Below are 14405 nucleotides of genomic sequence, written 5' to 3'. Positions count from 1 at the left end.
CACCGTGCCTCCGGGGCGACCTGTCGCACCGTGAAACGAAAAGGGCAGCCCGGTTACCCGTGCTGCCCTCTCGTGACTGGCCGTATCCCCACACGGCCCGTCCCCCGTTAACTCGCCGCCAGTCTAAGCACGTCTTCCAGAAGCGCGCTATGGCTTGAGGGCAACAGCGCGCAAAAACCTGCTCAGCACTGCTTAACCGGCTGATTCGCTATCATTATATCACCTCGACCGTGGTTCCGACATTGACCCGCTCATAAAGGTCGACCACGTCCTCGTTGCGCATGCGGATGCAGCCCGACGACACCGCGCCGCCGATCGTCCAGGGCTGGTTGGTGCCGTGGATGCGGTACTCCGTCGTGCCGATATAGAGCGCGCGCGCGCCGAGCGGGTTTTCCATCCCGCCGGCCAGATAAGTCGGCAGGTAGCGGCCCTTGGCCGCCTCGCGCTTGATCATCTCCGCAGGCGGACGCCAGTCCGGCCAGACGCGCTTGTTGGTGATCTTGTGGGTGCCCGACCATTCGAAGCCGGGCTTGCCGGTGCCGACGCCGTAACGCCGCGCCTTGCCGTTCTTCTCGACCAGATAGAGGAAATTCTGCGTGGTATCGATGACGATGGTGCCTGGCTTCTGGCCTCCGTCATAAGCGACTTCCTGCGGCAGGTAGACCGGGTTGATCTGCGGGCGCATGACCATGCGCTTGGCCGGCGCCTGCACGCCCGCCGTCTGCACACGGTCGGGCTGCGCGGTGCGCTGGCGCGGCTGCTGCACGGCCTGTCGGTTCTGCCGCACGATGCCCGGCGCATGGCCAAGCTGCAGCACCCAGGGCGCGGAAAGGTCGGGGCTCACCATCACCGGCGGCCTGTCGGCATAGCGGTCGTCGGCAAGGGAGGGCATGACGCTTGCGGCAAGCACCGCCGCGCTGAACAACGGAAGCAGGAATTTCATCGGGAACGCACCTTGATAGCCTGATACGCCGGGCAAGAACGCTCCCGGTTTGCGCGATCATTGGCGGCGAGCAGCAACCGAAACATGAATCGGAATGCGTAAAATGCGGTTCTGTCAGTAAACCTTTTGGTGTGGTTACCGCCGGGTTCAGGAATCTGGTAAAGCCACGGTAAAAGCAGCGCGGAAGCGCGTTAACGGATGGATCTCTTGAGATGAGCAATGAAAACACCGGCCTGCTTGCCGGTCCTGACGGTGTCGTGCGCTGCTTCTGGCATGGCAATCTGCCCGACTATCTGCACTACCACGACCATGAATGGGGCCGGCCGGTGGCCGACGACCGTAGGCTGTTCGAGAAGATCTGCCTCGAAGGGTTTCAGTCGGGCCTCTCATGGCTGACCATTTTGCGCAAGCGGGAGAATTTTCGCGAGGCCTTCGCCGGCTTCGACTTCGACAAGGTCGCCGCCTTCACCGACAAGGATGTGGAACGCCTGCTCGGCAATGCCGGTATCATCCGCCATCGCGGCAAGATCGTCTCGACCATCAACAACGCCAAACGCGCCCGCGAAATGGTCGACGAGTTCGGCTCGCTGGCCGCCTGGTTCTGGAGGTTCGAACCCGGCAAGGAGGAACGGCCGCAAACCGTCGATCTCGCCCATCTGCGCGCCAACCCGACCACCGCGGTTTCCGTGCGGATTTCGAAGGACCTGAAGAAGCGAGGCTGGAGCTTCGTCGGCCCGACCACGGTCTACGCCTTCATGCAGGCCATGGGGCTGGTCAACGACCATCTCGAAGGCTGTGTATGCCGCAAGCAGGTCGAGAAGCAGCGGAAGGCTTTCAAGCGGCCGAAATAGCTGCTTTTTCCTTCTCCCCGTTCACGGGGAGAAGGTGGCCGAAGGCCGGATGAGGGGCGGCGCCGACCTTGCCAGGTGTCGCACTGCCCTCACTTCTCGAAACGTCCCTTGTGCCCGCTGCCATTGATGTCCCACACCAGGCTGCGGCCTGAAATGCTCAGCACAAGGCCGCTGAAACCGCTGTCGTCGGGCGTATGATGCGTCGATGCCGAACTGCGTCCGGCGGGGATGACCTCGACCGTCGAGCCCTTTTTCACCCAACAGCCCTTACCGTACTGGTCATTGGCGCCATAGGCGAGCATGAACTCGAAGCTGCCGTCCTTCTTCAGCAGCAGTTCGGAGCCGACCTCCATGACGCCGCGCAGGTAGTAATGGCCGGCAAGGCCCGCGTCCCCCGGCTTGCAGCCTGCGGCGCTGGCCGGATTGGCCGCCCCAAGTAAAAACGCGCAGCCAAGCGCGTATGCGTAGCCCAGTCGCATGCTCAATCCCCTGATCAAGAATGAAAATCGCATCCAGCGAAACGGACGGTTTCAGGTGCCGTTGGCGCCGGCCAGGAACAGCCCGGCGACGATTGCCGCCACGGTGGCCACTGTCGGATAGATCACCAGCAGGCCGGTCACCAGGGCGTCGCGCAGGGAAGATCCCTTGCCGGTGTCGGCGGGTACATCGAACGGCCCGGCCGCCTGGCCAGCCATTTTCGGTGCATGGGTGCCCGCAGGGCGCAAGCGTGTGGGCAGTTCACCGGCCTCGCCGTTGGCCTGGAATTCCGTTGCACTGGTCATGTCCTGAACCCCTTCGTTTCGATGCGCTGTATCGGCCGCGATTGTGTCGGCACGATGCCGCGCTCATGGCGGCATTGTTTCACTTCTGGCGTGTTTTTGTTTCAGAGGGTTTCGATTTTTCCTGATCTCGTCGGGTGCGCCGCGGGGCGCCAACCCTTGCCGCTCCCGGCTTCATCGGTTAGGAAACGCGCGCTGTGGAACGCGGTAGATTTACCGCGCCACGAAGTCATGAACCATCGGGTGCCCAGATTATGGCCGACAAATCGGAAAAGACGAAAGCGCGGCTGCCGCGCGGGTTTGCCGACCGCGGCGCCGAGGACATCCGCGCCGTCGAGAAGATGATGGCGACGATCCGCTCGGTCTATGAGCTCTATGGCTTCGAGCCGGCCGACCAGCCGCTGATCGAATACACCGATGCGCTCGGCAAATTCCTGCCCGACCAGGACCGGCCGAACGAAGGCGTGTTCTCCTTCCAGGACGATGACGACCAGTGGCTGTCGCTGCGCTACGACCTAACAGCGCCGACGGCACGCTTCGTCGCCGAGAATTTCGAACGCCTGCCCAAGCCATACCGCAGCTACCGGTCCGGCTGGGTGTTCCGCAACGAAAAGCCCGGCCCCGGCCGCTTCCGCCAGTTCATGCAGTTCGACGCCGATACGATCGGCACGCCGGGCGTTGCGGCGGATGCAGAGATGGCGATGATGATGGCCGACGTCATGGAAGCGCTCGGCATCAAGCGCGGCGACTATGTCATCCGCGTCAACAACCGCAAGGTGCTGGACGGCGTGCTGGAAGCAATCGGCCTTGGCGGCGAGGAGAATGCCGGTCGTCGGCTGACCGTGCTGCGTGCCATCGACAAGCTGGACAAGCTCGGCGCGGAAGGTGTCCGGCTTCTGCTTGGCCCAGGGCGTTGGGATGGCGGCAAGGAAGGCGAGGGCGACTTCGCCAAGGGCGCCGGGCTGAACGATACTCAAGCCCAAGCCGTCCTTCTGGCGACGGCGCGCAATGCGCAGGCCGGCCAGGATGCCAGCGTCAGCGGCAACACGGTCTACCAGGAGGGCGTCGGCGAACTCGCGACGATCGAAGCCTTGGTCAGGGCCGCCGGATACGGCGAGGACCGCATCGCCATGGACCGTTCCGTCGTGCGCGGCCTGGAATATTACACGGGTCCCGTCTTCGAGGCCGAACTGCTGGCCGAGATCCCCAATGAGGACGGCCAGATCGTACGCTTCGGCTCGGTCGGTGGCGGCGGCCGCTATGACGGATTGGTCTCACGCTTCCGCGGTGAGCCGGTGCCGGCGACGGGCTTTTCCATCGGCGTCTCCAGGCTGATGACGGCGCTGAAGAACCTTGGCAAGCTCGGAAGCGCCGACGTGATCGCGCCGGTTGTCGTGCTGGTCATGGACAAGGACACGGAAAGCCTCGGCCGCTACCAGAAGATGGTGGCGGAACTGCGCGCCGCCGGCATCCGCTCCGAAATGTACCTCGGCGGCGCCGGCATGAAGGCGCAGCTCAAATATGCCGACCGTCGCGGCTGTCCGGTCGCCATCATTCAGGGCGGCGACGAGCGCGCCAAGGGTGAACTGCAGATCAAGGACCTGATCGAAGGCGCGCGCATGTCCGCCAAAATCACCGACAATGCCGAATGGCGCGCCGCGCGCCCGGCGCAGGTGACGGTGGCGGAAAGCGAGCTGGTCGCCGAAGTGAAGAAGATCTTGGCGGCGCAGGCCCAGGAGCGGACCAAGTGACGAGCGCCGCGCGCTCTTGTCCTTCTCCCCTTGTGGGAGAAGGTGGCCTCGCGAAGCGAGGTCGGATGAGGGGTGTTCCAGGGAACGCAAACGCTTCATTCCGACACGCACCCCTCAACCGTCTCGGCGCTGCGCGCCGATCCACCTTCTCCCACAGGGGGAGAAGGGAAGGGCGCGGCATATGACCTCCCGCTACCCCGCCATATCAGCCGACATCATCGCGCTCTTCGCAACCCGCAACACGCATGCGGTGGAAGTTGCCGTGCTGCAGCCGGCCGATCCGTTCCTCGACATGGCCGGCGAGGATCTGCGCCGGCGCATTTTCCTTACGGAGAGCGAGACTGGGCAGACGCTCTGCCTGCGGCCCGAATTCACCATTCCGGTCTGTCTCGACCACATAACCAGCCAGGCCGGCACGCCGCGCCGCTATTCCTATCTCGGCGAGGTGTTTCGCCAGCGCCGCGAGGGCGGCAACGAGTTCTTTCAGGCCGGCATCGAGGATCTCGGCGACCGCGACACGGCTGAAGCGGATGCCCGCTCTGTCGCTGACGCGCACGCACTGCTTTCGCTGGTGCTGCCCGGCAGGCCGCTGGTGGTCACGCTCGGTGATCAGGGCATCTTCGAGGCGGTGCTGGCGGCACTCGGCCTGCCGCGCGGCTGGCGCATGCGGCTGGCGCGCGCCTTCGGCTCGGCGCCGATGCTGGAGGCGGCACTCGCCGATCTCGCCAACCCGCCGCGCAACGGCCAGCTCTCCGGCCCGGTCGCAGCGCTTGTCCTCGACGGTGATCTGGACGGCCTTTCCCAGCACATTGCCGGCGGCATGGAGGAGGCCGGCCTCTCGGCATCGGCCGGCCGCGCGCCGTCGGACATCGCGCGGCGGCTCATCGAGAAGGCCGAGTTGCGCAGCGTGCGGCTGTCGAACGAGGCCTTCGCGGCGCTGAAAGGTTTTCTGGCCATCGACGTGCCGCTCGATGGCGCGGCCCAGGCATTGGAAACCTTCGCCGCCGGCGCCGGACTTTCATTGGGTGCGGCGCTGGAAAAATTCGCGGCCCGCGCCAAGGCGATCGAGGCGCATGGCTTGCCGTCGGGAAAAATCCGCTACGACGCCGCCTTCGGCCGTCCGCTCGATTATTACACCGGTGTGGTCTTCGAAGTCGCGGCCGCAAGTGGCGAGCGTCCCCTGGCCGGTGGCGGCCGCTATGACAGATTGCTGACGCTGCTCGGCGCCAAGACCGCGATCCCCGGTGTCGGCTTCTCGGTGTGGCTCGACCGCATCGAGGCGTTGCGGGAGACGGCACCATGATCACGCTGGCGATCCCGTCCAAGGGCCGGCTCAAGGAGCAGGCGCTGGAGGTGCTGGCCAAGGCCGGCCTCGCCGTCAGCCTGCCCGGCGACGAGCGCAAATATCACGCCCGCGTCGAGGGCCTGGACAATGTCGAAGTGGTCTTCCTGTCGGCTTCCGAAATATCGGGCGAAATAGGGCAGGGCGCGGTCGATCTCGGCATCACCGGCGAGGACCTTGTGCGGGAAAATCTCGCCGACTGGGAAGCGCGGGCCGAGATCGTCGCCCGTCTCGGCTTCGGCCATGCCGATGTCGTGGTCGCGGTGCCCGAGATCTGGCTCGATGTCGACACCATGGCCGATCTCGATGACGTCGCCGCAGATTTCCGCCAGCGCCATGGCCGGCGGCTCAGGATCGCCACCAAATACTGGCGGCTGACGCAGCAGTTCTTTTCGCTCAAGCACGGCATCCAGGTCTATCGCATCGTCGAAAGCCTCGGCGCCACCGAAGGCGCGCCGGCGGCCGGCCTTGCCGACGTCATCGTCGACATAACCACCACGGGCTCGACGCTGCGCGCCAACCATCTCAAGGTGCTGGGCGATGGCGTCCTGCTGAAGTCGCAGGCCTGCCTGGTGGCCTCGAAGAAAGATCGTTCCGCCGCCGATGAGGCCATCTTCCGGGATATAGCCGCGAAAATGACGGCGACGGTCGGATAGCCTGCTTTCCCTGGCGGGAGGGGTGTCACTACCATCGGCGGGATTTCCACCGTTCCGGCAGGCTGATAGGCTCGGTCCGTGCTGGGAGGAGAGAGCGATGCCGGTCAATCTCGACGAGCTGAAGAACGCCACCAATCTGCGCGGACGCGGCGCGCGCTCCGGCATTGTCTTTGTCGCGCCCGTCGACGGCAAGGCGCATGTCTCGGGCGAGCGCAAGGTGCCGTTGCTGGAGGAGACCATTCCGGCCCTGTTCTCCGATACCGTCAGCAAATACGGCACGCTCGATGCCGCAATCTTCGTCGGCCAGGACAAGCGCTTCACCTGGAGCGAACTGTCGGACACCGTCGATGCGCTGGCCGCCGGCTTCCTGGCGCTCGGCCTGCGCAAGGGCGATCGCGTCGGCATCTGGTCGCCCAACCGCTGGGAATGGCTGGTGACGCAATTCGCCACCGCCCGCATCGGCCTGATTCTGGTCAACATCAACCCGGCCTATCGGCTGACCGAGCTGGAATATGCCCTGAACAAGGTCAGCTGCAAGGCTCTGGTGACGGCGGCGAGCTTCAAGACCTCGGACTATCTCGGCATGATCGAGACGCTGGCGCCGGAAATCGCCACGGCGACGCCGGGCAAGCTGAAGGCCGCCAAATTGCCGGCGCTGAGGATCGTCATCCGCATGGGCGAGGAGAACTCGCCAGGCATGTTCAATTTCGGCGACGTGCTGGCCATGGCCGGCCGCGACGAGCATGACAGCCTCGACCGCATCTCCGAGGGTCTGAAGCCGGGCGACGCGATCAACATCCAGTTCACCTCAGGCACGACAGGCGCTCCCAAGGGCGCGACGCTCACTCATCTGAACATCGTCAACAACGGCAACTTCGTCACTTCGGCCATCAAGCTCACTGTCGACGACCGGCTCTGCATCCCGGTGCCGCTCTATCATTGCTTCGGCATGTCGATGGGCACGATGGGTTGTGTGTCGAAAGGCGCGACCATGGTTTTCCCTTGCGAGGGTTTTGATCCCGGCCTGACGCTGAAAGCGATCGCGCAGGAGCGCTGCACGGGCCTCTACGGCGTTCCGACCATGTTCGTCGGCATGCTCGACCATCCGGATTTCTCATCCTTCGATCTCTCCAGCCTGCGCACCGGCATCATGGCCGGCTCGCCATGCCCGATCGAGGTGATGAAGAAGGTGGTGTCGCTGATGCATATGTCGGAGGTGACCATCGCCTACGGCATGACCGAGACCAGTCCGGTCTCGTTCCAGAGCAGCACCGACGATCCGCTGGAAAAGCGCGTGTCGACCGTCGGGCGCATCCATCCGCATGTCGAGGTCAAGGCGGTCGATGCCGATGGCGCCACCGTTGCCGTCGGCGCGCCGGGCGAGCTTTGCACGCGCGGCTACTCGGTGATGAAAGGCTATTGGGACGACGACGAAAAGACCCGTGAGGCAATCGACACCGACGGCTGGATGCACACTGGCGACCTCGCCACCATCGACGCCGAGGGCTATTGCAACATTGTCGGCCGCGTCAAGGACATGGTCATCCGCGGCGGTGAGAACGTCTATCCCAGGGAGGTCGAGGAATTCCTCTACCGTCATCCCAAGGTGCGGGAAGTGCAGGTCTTCGGCATCCCGGATGCCAAATATGGCGAGGAGTTGTGCGCCTGGATCGTGCTCAAACCCGGCCAGGTCGCCACCGAACAGGAAATCAAGGCCTTCTGTGCGGGCCAGATCGCCCATTACAAGATACCGCGCCACATTCGCTTCCGCACCGAATTGCCGATGACGGTGACCGGCAAGCCGCAGAAATTCCTGATGCGTCAGGCGATGGTGGAAGAGTTGGGGCTGGAGGCGCAGAAAACGGCGTGAGGCGGGATCAGCCGCGTCGTACGAAGGCACTGATGCTGTCGAGCAGGGACTGCCGGTCGCCGACCCAGAACCAGTGGTCGTCGCCGTCGACCTCGATGAACCGGGCGCCCGGAATCCTGGACGCGAGGAACCGCCCGGCCTCGATGCGCACGGCGCGGTCGCCTGAACGGTGGAGGACCATCGTCGGGGCGGAGACTTTTGCCAGGAGGTGACGGACATCTGCATCCCGTAATGCCTCGAGCAGGCCCGCGACCGCGCCCGGGCTGGAGGCTGCCCTGAGCAATCCGGCCCACCAGGTCCTCGCCTGACGGTCGCCAGTGAGGCTTGGGGCGAAGGTTTCGATTTCCGCTGGGCCACCCCAACCCGCGAGCAGGCGTTGCTTCCACAGATCATACTGCGCGACGGTCAAGGCGTAGGGATAGTCGGGGGCGCGGCTGCCCTTCGCCAGCGAGCCCCAGAGAACAAGGCCGCTCAGCCGGTCGCTATGCTCGACTGCAAAACGGATGCAGCCCGGCCCGCCCTCCGACGCACCGACCAGCAAGGCCCGGCCGCTGCCGGCCGCGTTCATGACCGCCAGAATATCCTGCGCCGTCGCCTCGACCGTGGGGCGGGCGCCGACGCGGTCTGAAAGCCCCATGCCGCGCCGGTCGAAGAGGATCAGGCGACCCAGGCGCGAAACCGCGGTCAGCCAGGCGCGGCAGCCCGGGTCTTCCCAGATACGCTCGACATGCGAAATGAAGCCGGGAACAAGCACGATGTCCGTCGGGCCGCTACCGACGATCTGGTACGCGATGTGAATGCCGTCCACTGCGACGTAGCACGTCCTGGGCACGTCCACGGTAGCGTCCTGAGTTGGCTCGCGCAGCATGGCTAGCGTGGCGGGGTCCGGCGCTACGCCGAGTTCGTCCCGCAAGAGCCGGATGCACGTCTCAATCTTGCGCTCGGCCGCGGCCCTGTCCCCGGCGGCCAGGTGGACATGGATCAGGTGGCGGTGCGCGCTTTCGCTCAAAGGGTCGAGCGCCGTCAACCGTGTCGCATGAACGACCGCGCCGCGCGGCTCGCCGCCGGCGATCTTGGCTTCGACGAGCCGCTCCAGCGCCTGCACCAGCCGGCCGCGCAAGGTCTCTCGCCGGAAGAAGATCCATTCCTCGAATTCCGGACTGTCCGGCAGCGAGAAGCCGGCGAGATAATCGTCGTTGTAGATGTCGGCTGCCTCGTCGAGAGAGCGGGAATTGCAGGCCTGCTCGAAAACCCTGGTGTCGATCTCGGCGGACAAGGCCGGGTGCAGGCTCAGCGAGGCGCCTGTGGCGGCGATGATCTCTCTGTCGAACGCGATGCGGATTTTATAGAGTGTCCGCCGAAGGCGGGCGCGAGCGAGCTGTTCGTCGGTCTCGGGCCACAGAAGCGTGGCGACGACATCGCGCGCCACCGGTCCGCCGGCCTCGGCCAGGTAGATGAGGAGCGCCGCCGCCTTGCGCAAGGCAAGTTCCACCCGCCGGCCGCTCAAGCGGAACTCCGGAAAACCCAGAAATCGGAATTCCAATCGCTCCATCGATCCGACCACGGCCATGCGGGGACGCTGAGGGGACGCCGGCCTTCTATCCATTCCCACGACATCGGGCCGATCGGGCCCGATCATGAGACTCCCTTGGAGCGAGAAATGTCACTGGTCAATACTCTCATCCACCATTGCACAGCAGGGCCTGTTGCCGGCGGTGGCGCCCCTGTTGGCGCTGCCGGCGCAGGGCAGGGAGGCTGAGACATGTGCCAATCCTGTCTCTCCTGGTACGCGCGCTGCATGGCTCCCTACTTCGTCCACGTCGGCTGTTCAGCCCGCACTTTCACGCATATGCGACGGCGCCTGATCCCACGGGCAGATGGCGTTGTCGTCGAGGTCGGTTTCGGGTCCGGCCTGAACCTTCCCTATTACGACGCCGGCAGGGTGAAGCGGCTGGTCGGCGTCGATCCCGACGGCACGATGCTCGGCCTGGCCGAACCGAAGAGCCGTTCCTTGCCATTCAAGGTCGACTGTATCCGGGCCAGCGGTGAAAGACTGCCGTTGATCGACAGCTTCGCCGACACGGTCGTCGTCACCTACGCCTTCTGCACCATTCCGGATCCCGAGGCGGCGCTGACCGAGATCCGGCGCATCCTGAAGCCCACGGGCCGGCTGATCTTCATAGAGCATGGCCAGGCCGAGGGGCCGCGCTGCCGCAAATGGCAGGAGCGTCTGAACCGGTCCTGGGGCCGACTCGCCGGCGGCTGCCACCTCAACCGCGATCCATTGCACCTGATCCGGGCGGCGGGCTTCCATGTCGTCGAAGCGGAGCGTGAACGGTTCCGGCTACCCTTCTGGCAGTTGGGAAGTCACCATGCCGGCATCGCGATACCCCCAACGGGCTGATGCGCCTTCGCCCTGCTATCGCCGCCCACCACGTATTTCCACCGGCCTCGGCGCCGAACCCGGCTCCTGGACCAGCGGGCCGAGCAGCACTTCGCCGAACAGCGGCTGGTAGCTCCGGCGCACCGCCGGGTCCTCCTTGAAGGACAGAGCGTATTGGCCGATCTGGTGGAAATAGGTGATGCGGGCCCTGACCAGGCTCTCGTCCTCGGGATAACCCATGGCGCGGAAGGAGCGGATCAGGAGCTCGATGCGCAGGTCGTCGATATCCTTGACTTCCCGCGCCAGCTTTTTCGAAGTTCGCGACCAGTCGCGCACGGCGAGGTCGAGCAGGGGGCTGAAGGGGGCCTCGTCGACCCAGACATGCACGATGTCGGTGAAGAACTGCAGGCCGTCTATGTCGCGTAGCTCGCGCATCGCCCAGAAGGGCTGGCAATTGATGTCCCGCCATTCTTGCAGCAGTCCGTCGCGAAGATCGGCCAGGCTGGTGAAATGGAAATAAAAGCTGCCGCGAGTCACCTTGAACTGCTTGGCGAGGCGGTCGATCTTGACCTCGCCGATGCCGTGCTTCTCCAGCACCTTGCGCGCCGCCGATATCCATGCCTCGCGGCTCAACGTCTGCCGCGCCGCCTTCGCGGGCGCGGCGGCTTTGGGCGGTCTCTTGCCTGTGGTCCGGGCGCTGTCGGCTTTCATGTGGTCAAGACCTTCATCGCCATGCTCAACGCCTGCAATCCGTTTGCCGGCTCCGATGCGCTTGGCGACTCAACAAGTGTCCATCTATCGCGGAAGGCGCAACTCAGGGCAATGCGCTTATCCGCTCCAGCATGAGTTCGAAGAACGGCGCCGGATCGATGCGCCGCAGCACATTGCAGTTCTTGCGCCGGCCGGTGACGTGCCACCAGTCGACGACGGTCATGCCGATCGTCTCCGGCGAAACGATGTCGACCGTCACCGCGCACTGGCGCTGTTCATAGATTTGCGGCGCCAGGAGATAACCTGTCACGCAGGCATCGTGGATGGGGCGCGCCGGCGTCTCGAATTTGTGGGTGCCGTACTGGCGGTAGAAGTCGGCCAGGTTCGCGGCCTCGATCGCGGCGCGGCTGCCGGTGGCGCGCAGGCGGTCCAGCCATTCGGGCGTCATCAGCGCTGTGTAGGTGCAGTCGATGCCCGCCATGGTCACCGGCACGCCGCTGTCGAACACCTTGTGCGCGGCGTGCGGGTCGACGAAGATGTTGAACTCGGCGGCCGGCGTGGCGTTGCCGCCCTGGAAGAAGCCGCCGCCCATCAGCACCACTTCGCGCAGCCGAGGCACGATCCTCGGCTCCATGGTCATCGCCATGGCCAGATTGGTCATCGGCCCGAGCGTGCAGACGGTCAATTCGCCTTCAGGCGCGTCCATGATCGCGCGCACCATGTAGTTGACCGCATGTTCGTCCTGCAGCGGCGTCACTGGCTCGGGAAGGTCGGCGCCGTCGAGGCCGGTTTCGCCGTGGACATATTCGGCGGTGATCAACTTGCGCACCATCGGCGCCGGGCAGCCGGCATAAACGGGCACATCGGGCCGCCCAGAAAGCTCGACGACCTTGAGCGCATTCTTCGAGGTCAGTGCAAGCGGCACGTTGCCGCCGACCGTGGTGATGCCGACCACGTCGAGTTCATCGGGCGACCCCAGTGCGAAGAGGATGGCGAAGGCGTCATCCTGGCCGGGATCGGTGTCGATGATGATCTTGCGTGGTGCCATGATGCCGCGTCCTTCGTTTTGCGATCGAAAGCCTATTGATGAGGCCGTTCGGATGTGTAGAAATACAGTACTGTATCTTATGTTCAAGACAGGGTGTTCGAAAATGGATGGACAAGAGCGCGGCGATTTTTCCGAAATTCCGATCCTCGACGTCTCGGCGCTCTATGGCGACGACGAAGCGGCGATCCGGGCGACGGCAGCGACACTGCGCCGCTATCTCGAGACGATCGGCTTCCTCTATGTCACCGGCCACCCCATTCCGCGCGCCGATGTCGAAGCGGTCCGCGAGGCCTCCAAGCGTTTCTTCGCCTTGCCCGAGGAGGAGAAGGCCAAGCTGAAGATCGACAAGAATTTCCGCGGCTTCCTGCCCTTTGCCGGCTCGACCATCGTGACCTCGTCCGTGGCGGCGGTCAGCAAGCCGAACCAGAGCGAATCGATCTTCTTCATGCACGAGGTCGGCGCCGACGATCCCCGGGCTTTGGCCGGCAAGCCGCTGCAAGGCCCCAACCAGTGGCCTGACGAGGCCGCTCTTGCCGGCTTCAGGGAGACCATCGAGCGCTATGTCCAGGAGATGGGCACGCTCGCCCGCAAGATGGTGCGTGCCATCGCGCTCTCGCTCGGGCTGCCCTCCGACAGCCTCGACCGCTATTTCGAGCAGCCGACGACCTTCCTGCGGCTGCTGCACTATCCGACGCAGCCCCAGGAAGAGGGCCTGTTCGGCTCGGCCCCCCACACCGACTATGGCTTCATCACCCTGTTGGCGCAGGACAATGTCGGCGGCCTCGAGGTCAAGAACAAGGCCGGTGACTGGGTTCCAGCACCTCCGGTTCCGGATTCCTTCGTCATGAATGTCGGCGACATCCTGGCGCGCTGGTCCAACGACCAGTTCGTCTCGACGCCGCACCGCGTCATCAACCGCTCCGGACGCGAGCGCTATTCGCAGCCCTTCTTCTTCGATCCGTCCATGGATGAAACGATCGCCGCACTTCCGGTCTGCGTGCCGGCCGGCACACGGCCGAAATACGAGCCGGTGCTCTATGGCGATTACCTGATGGAGCGCATCGACAAGAATTATCACTACCGCAAGAAGAAGGCGGCCGAAGCCGCTGCTTCGTAAGGAATGCCGAGCCCGCGCCGGCCCGGGCTCTGCCACAAAGATCGTAAACAAGCACAAGAAAGGGGAACAGCAATGAACAGATATCTGCGAATGACCAGTCTCGCGCTGGCGGTCTCCGCCACCGTCTGGGGCGGGGTTTCCAAAGCCGCCGATGTGCCGAAATCGGCTGAGGTGAAGCAGAGCGGAACGCTCGCCGTCGCCAACACGCTGGACTTCGCGCCGTTCGAATATCTCGACGCCGACGGCAAGCAGACCGGCATCATCATCGAACTCGCCGGCGAGGTGGCCAAGCTCGTCGACGCCAGGCTCGATATCCAGCGCACGCCGTTCCCGTCGATGATCCCGGGCCTCGCGGCCGGCCGCTTCAAGATCGCCTGGGAGACCTTCTCGGCCACGCCGGAGCGCCTGAAGCAGGTCGATTTCGTCATGTTCCTGAAAGCGGGCCTCGCCGTATCGACGTCACCCGACAAGAAGGCGAGCTTCAGCGGCGACACGCCGCTTTGTGGCAAGCGCATAGGCGTCTCGGCCGGCAGTGCTTCGGATTTCCTGGTCGACAAGCTCGGCAAGGAATGCACCGACAAGGGCCAGAAGGCGATCGAAAAGTCGGTGTTCAATTCCTCTACCGATATCGTCCAGGCTGTGCTTTCGGACCGCGTCGACGGGCGTATGGACGATGCCACGGCATCGAGCTATTTCGAGGTGACGAGCAAAGGGCAACTGGTGGTCCTGCCGACGCTTTATGAAGTCGCGCCACTCGGCATGGCGATCGCCAAGGACGACAAGGAGACCGCCGGCATGATGGTGGCGGCACTTGCCGAGCTGTTCAAGAACGGCACGTACAAGGCTATCCTGGAGAAGTACGGCATGGGTGCCTACGCGATCAAGGAACCGTATTTCGTTGGCTCCATGGACGCGCTTCGCGCCGAATAGAGACTACCGGCGTCTGATGCTTCA

The 14405-nt window shown here is 64.5% G+C and carries 14 protein-coding genes; 8 read left to right on the top strand and 6 right to left on the bottom strand.

Annotated features, from left to right (window positions below; translation table 11 throughout):
* Positions 1-214 precede the first annotated feature (214 nt).
* Complete coding sequence (locus EN850_RS25840; protein ID WP_127278592.1) at positions 215-943, bottom strand: L,D-transpeptidase; 729 nt, start codon at positions 941-943, stop codon at positions 215-217.
* 212 nt (positions 944-1155) lie between these two features.
* Between EN850_RS25840 and EN850_RS25835 the strand changes: the two genes are divergently transcribed.
* Positions 1156-1794 (top strand): DNA-3-methyladenine glycosylase I, encoded by a 639-nt coding sequence (locus EN850_RS25835; RefSeq protein ID WP_127278593.1) that lies wholly within the window; start codon positions 1156-1158, stop codon positions 1792-1794.
* 89 nt (positions 1795-1883) lie between these two features.
* Here EN850_RS25835 and EN850_RS25830 read toward each other — a convergent pair whose 3' ends face one another.
* Both EN850_RS25830 and EN850_RS25825 read right to left on the bottom strand, forming a co-directional pair.
* Positions 1884-2273 carry a hypothetical protein gene (locus tag EN850_RS25830; protein ID WP_127278594.1) on the bottom strand — a complete coding sequence of 130 codons (390 nt, stop codon included), beginning with the start codon at positions 2271-2273 and terminating at the stop codon, positions 1884-1886.
* Between the two features lie 51 nt (positions 2274-2324).
* Positions 2325-2576, bottom strand: a complete 252-nt coding sequence (locus tag EN850_RS25825; RefSeq protein WP_127278595.1) for a hypothetical protein — start codon at positions 2574-2576, stop codon at positions 2325-2327.
* Positions 2577-2827: 251 nt separating this feature from the next.
* On the opposite strand from EN850_RS25825, the gene hisS reads away from it, so the two are divergent.
* The 4 genes from hisS (at position 2828) to EN850_RS25805 (ending at position 8192) form a co-directional block, all read left to right on the top strand.
* Entirely contained in the window at positions 2828-4324 is a 1497-nt protein-coding gene (gene hisS, locus EN850_RS25820; RefSeq protein ID WP_136092553.1) for a histidine--tRNA ligase, read from the top strand.
* A 181-nt stretch (positions 4325-4505) separates the two neighbouring features.
* On the top strand, positions 4506-5627 hold the full coding sequence (locus EN850_RS25815; RefSeq protein ID WP_135861804.1) for an ATP phosphoribosyltransferase regulatory subunit: 1122 nt from the start codon (positions 4506-4508) through the stop codon (positions 5625-5627).
* The gene (gene hisG, locus EN850_RS25810) at positions 5624-6322 is read left to right on the top strand and encodes an ATP phosphoribosyltransferase (protein WP_127280715.1); all 699 of its coding nucleotides are present in this window, start codon (positions 5624-5626) and stop codon (positions 6320-6322) included. The genes EN850_RS25815 and hisG overlap by 4 nt, the downstream gene beginning before the upstream one ends.
* Positions 6323-6419: 97 nt before the next feature.
* Entirely contained in the window at positions 6420-8192 is a 1773-nt protein-coding gene (locus EN850_RS25805) for an AMP-binding protein (protein WP_127280716.1), read from the top strand.
* A 7-nt stretch (positions 8193-8199) separates the two neighbouring features.
* On the opposite strand, the gene EN850_RS25800 is transcribed toward EN850_RS25805, so the two are convergent.
* Positions 8200-9762 (bottom strand): alpha/beta hydrolase, encoded by a 1563-nt coding sequence (locus EN850_RS25800; RefSeq protein WP_245511971.1) that lies wholly within the window; start codon positions 9760-9762, stop codon positions 8200-8202.
* A gap of 192 nt (positions 9763-9954) precedes the next feature.
* On the opposite strand from EN850_RS25800, the gene EN850_RS25795 reads away from it, so the two are divergent.
* Complete coding sequence (locus EN850_RS25795; RefSeq protein ID WP_127280896.1) at positions 9955-10596, top strand: class I SAM-dependent methyltransferase; 642 nt, start codon at positions 9955-9957, stop codon at positions 10594-10596.
* 15 nt (positions 10597-10611) lie between these two features.
* Here the strand turns inward: EN850_RS25795 and EN850_RS25790 are convergent, their stop codons facing one another.
* Both EN850_RS25790 and EN850_RS25785 read right to left on the bottom strand, forming a co-directional pair.
* Positions 10612-11286 (bottom strand): TetR/AcrR family transcriptional regulator, encoded by a 675-nt coding sequence (locus EN850_RS25790; RefSeq protein ID WP_136092552.1) that lies wholly within the window; start codon positions 11284-11286, stop codon positions 10612-10614.
* Positions 11287-11389: 103 nt separating this feature from the next.
* Complete coding sequence (locus EN850_RS25785) at positions 11390-12334, bottom strand: nucleoside hydrolase (RefSeq protein ID WP_136092551.1); 945 nt, start codon at positions 12332-12334, stop codon at positions 11390-11392.
* 103 nt (positions 12335-12437) lie between these two features.
* Here EN850_RS25785 and EN850_RS25780 point away from each other — a divergent pair, with 103 nt between their 5' ends.
* On the top strand, positions 12438-13451 hold the full coding sequence (locus EN850_RS25780; RefSeq protein WP_135916902.1) for a 2OG-Fe(II) oxygenase family protein: 1014 nt from the start codon (positions 12438-12440) through the stop codon (positions 13449-13451).
* 72 nt (positions 13452-13523) lie between these two features.
* Positions 13524-14381 (top strand): ABC transporter substrate-binding protein, encoded by an 858-nt coding sequence (locus EN850_RS25775; protein WP_127277882.1) that lies wholly within the window; start codon positions 13524-13526, stop codon positions 14379-14381.
* The last annotated feature ends 24 nt before the right edge of the window (positions 14382-14405 follow it).

The sequence above is a fragment of the Mesorhizobium sp. M8A.F.Ca.ET.207.01.1.1 genome (genome assembly GCF_004794715.1).
Classification (GTDB): Bacteria; Pseudomonadota; Alphaproteobacteria; order Rhizobiales; family Rhizobiaceae; genus Mesorhizobium.
The sequence above is the reverse complement of the archived record's forward strand: the minus strand, read 5'-3'. Positions and strand labels throughout refer to the sequence as shown.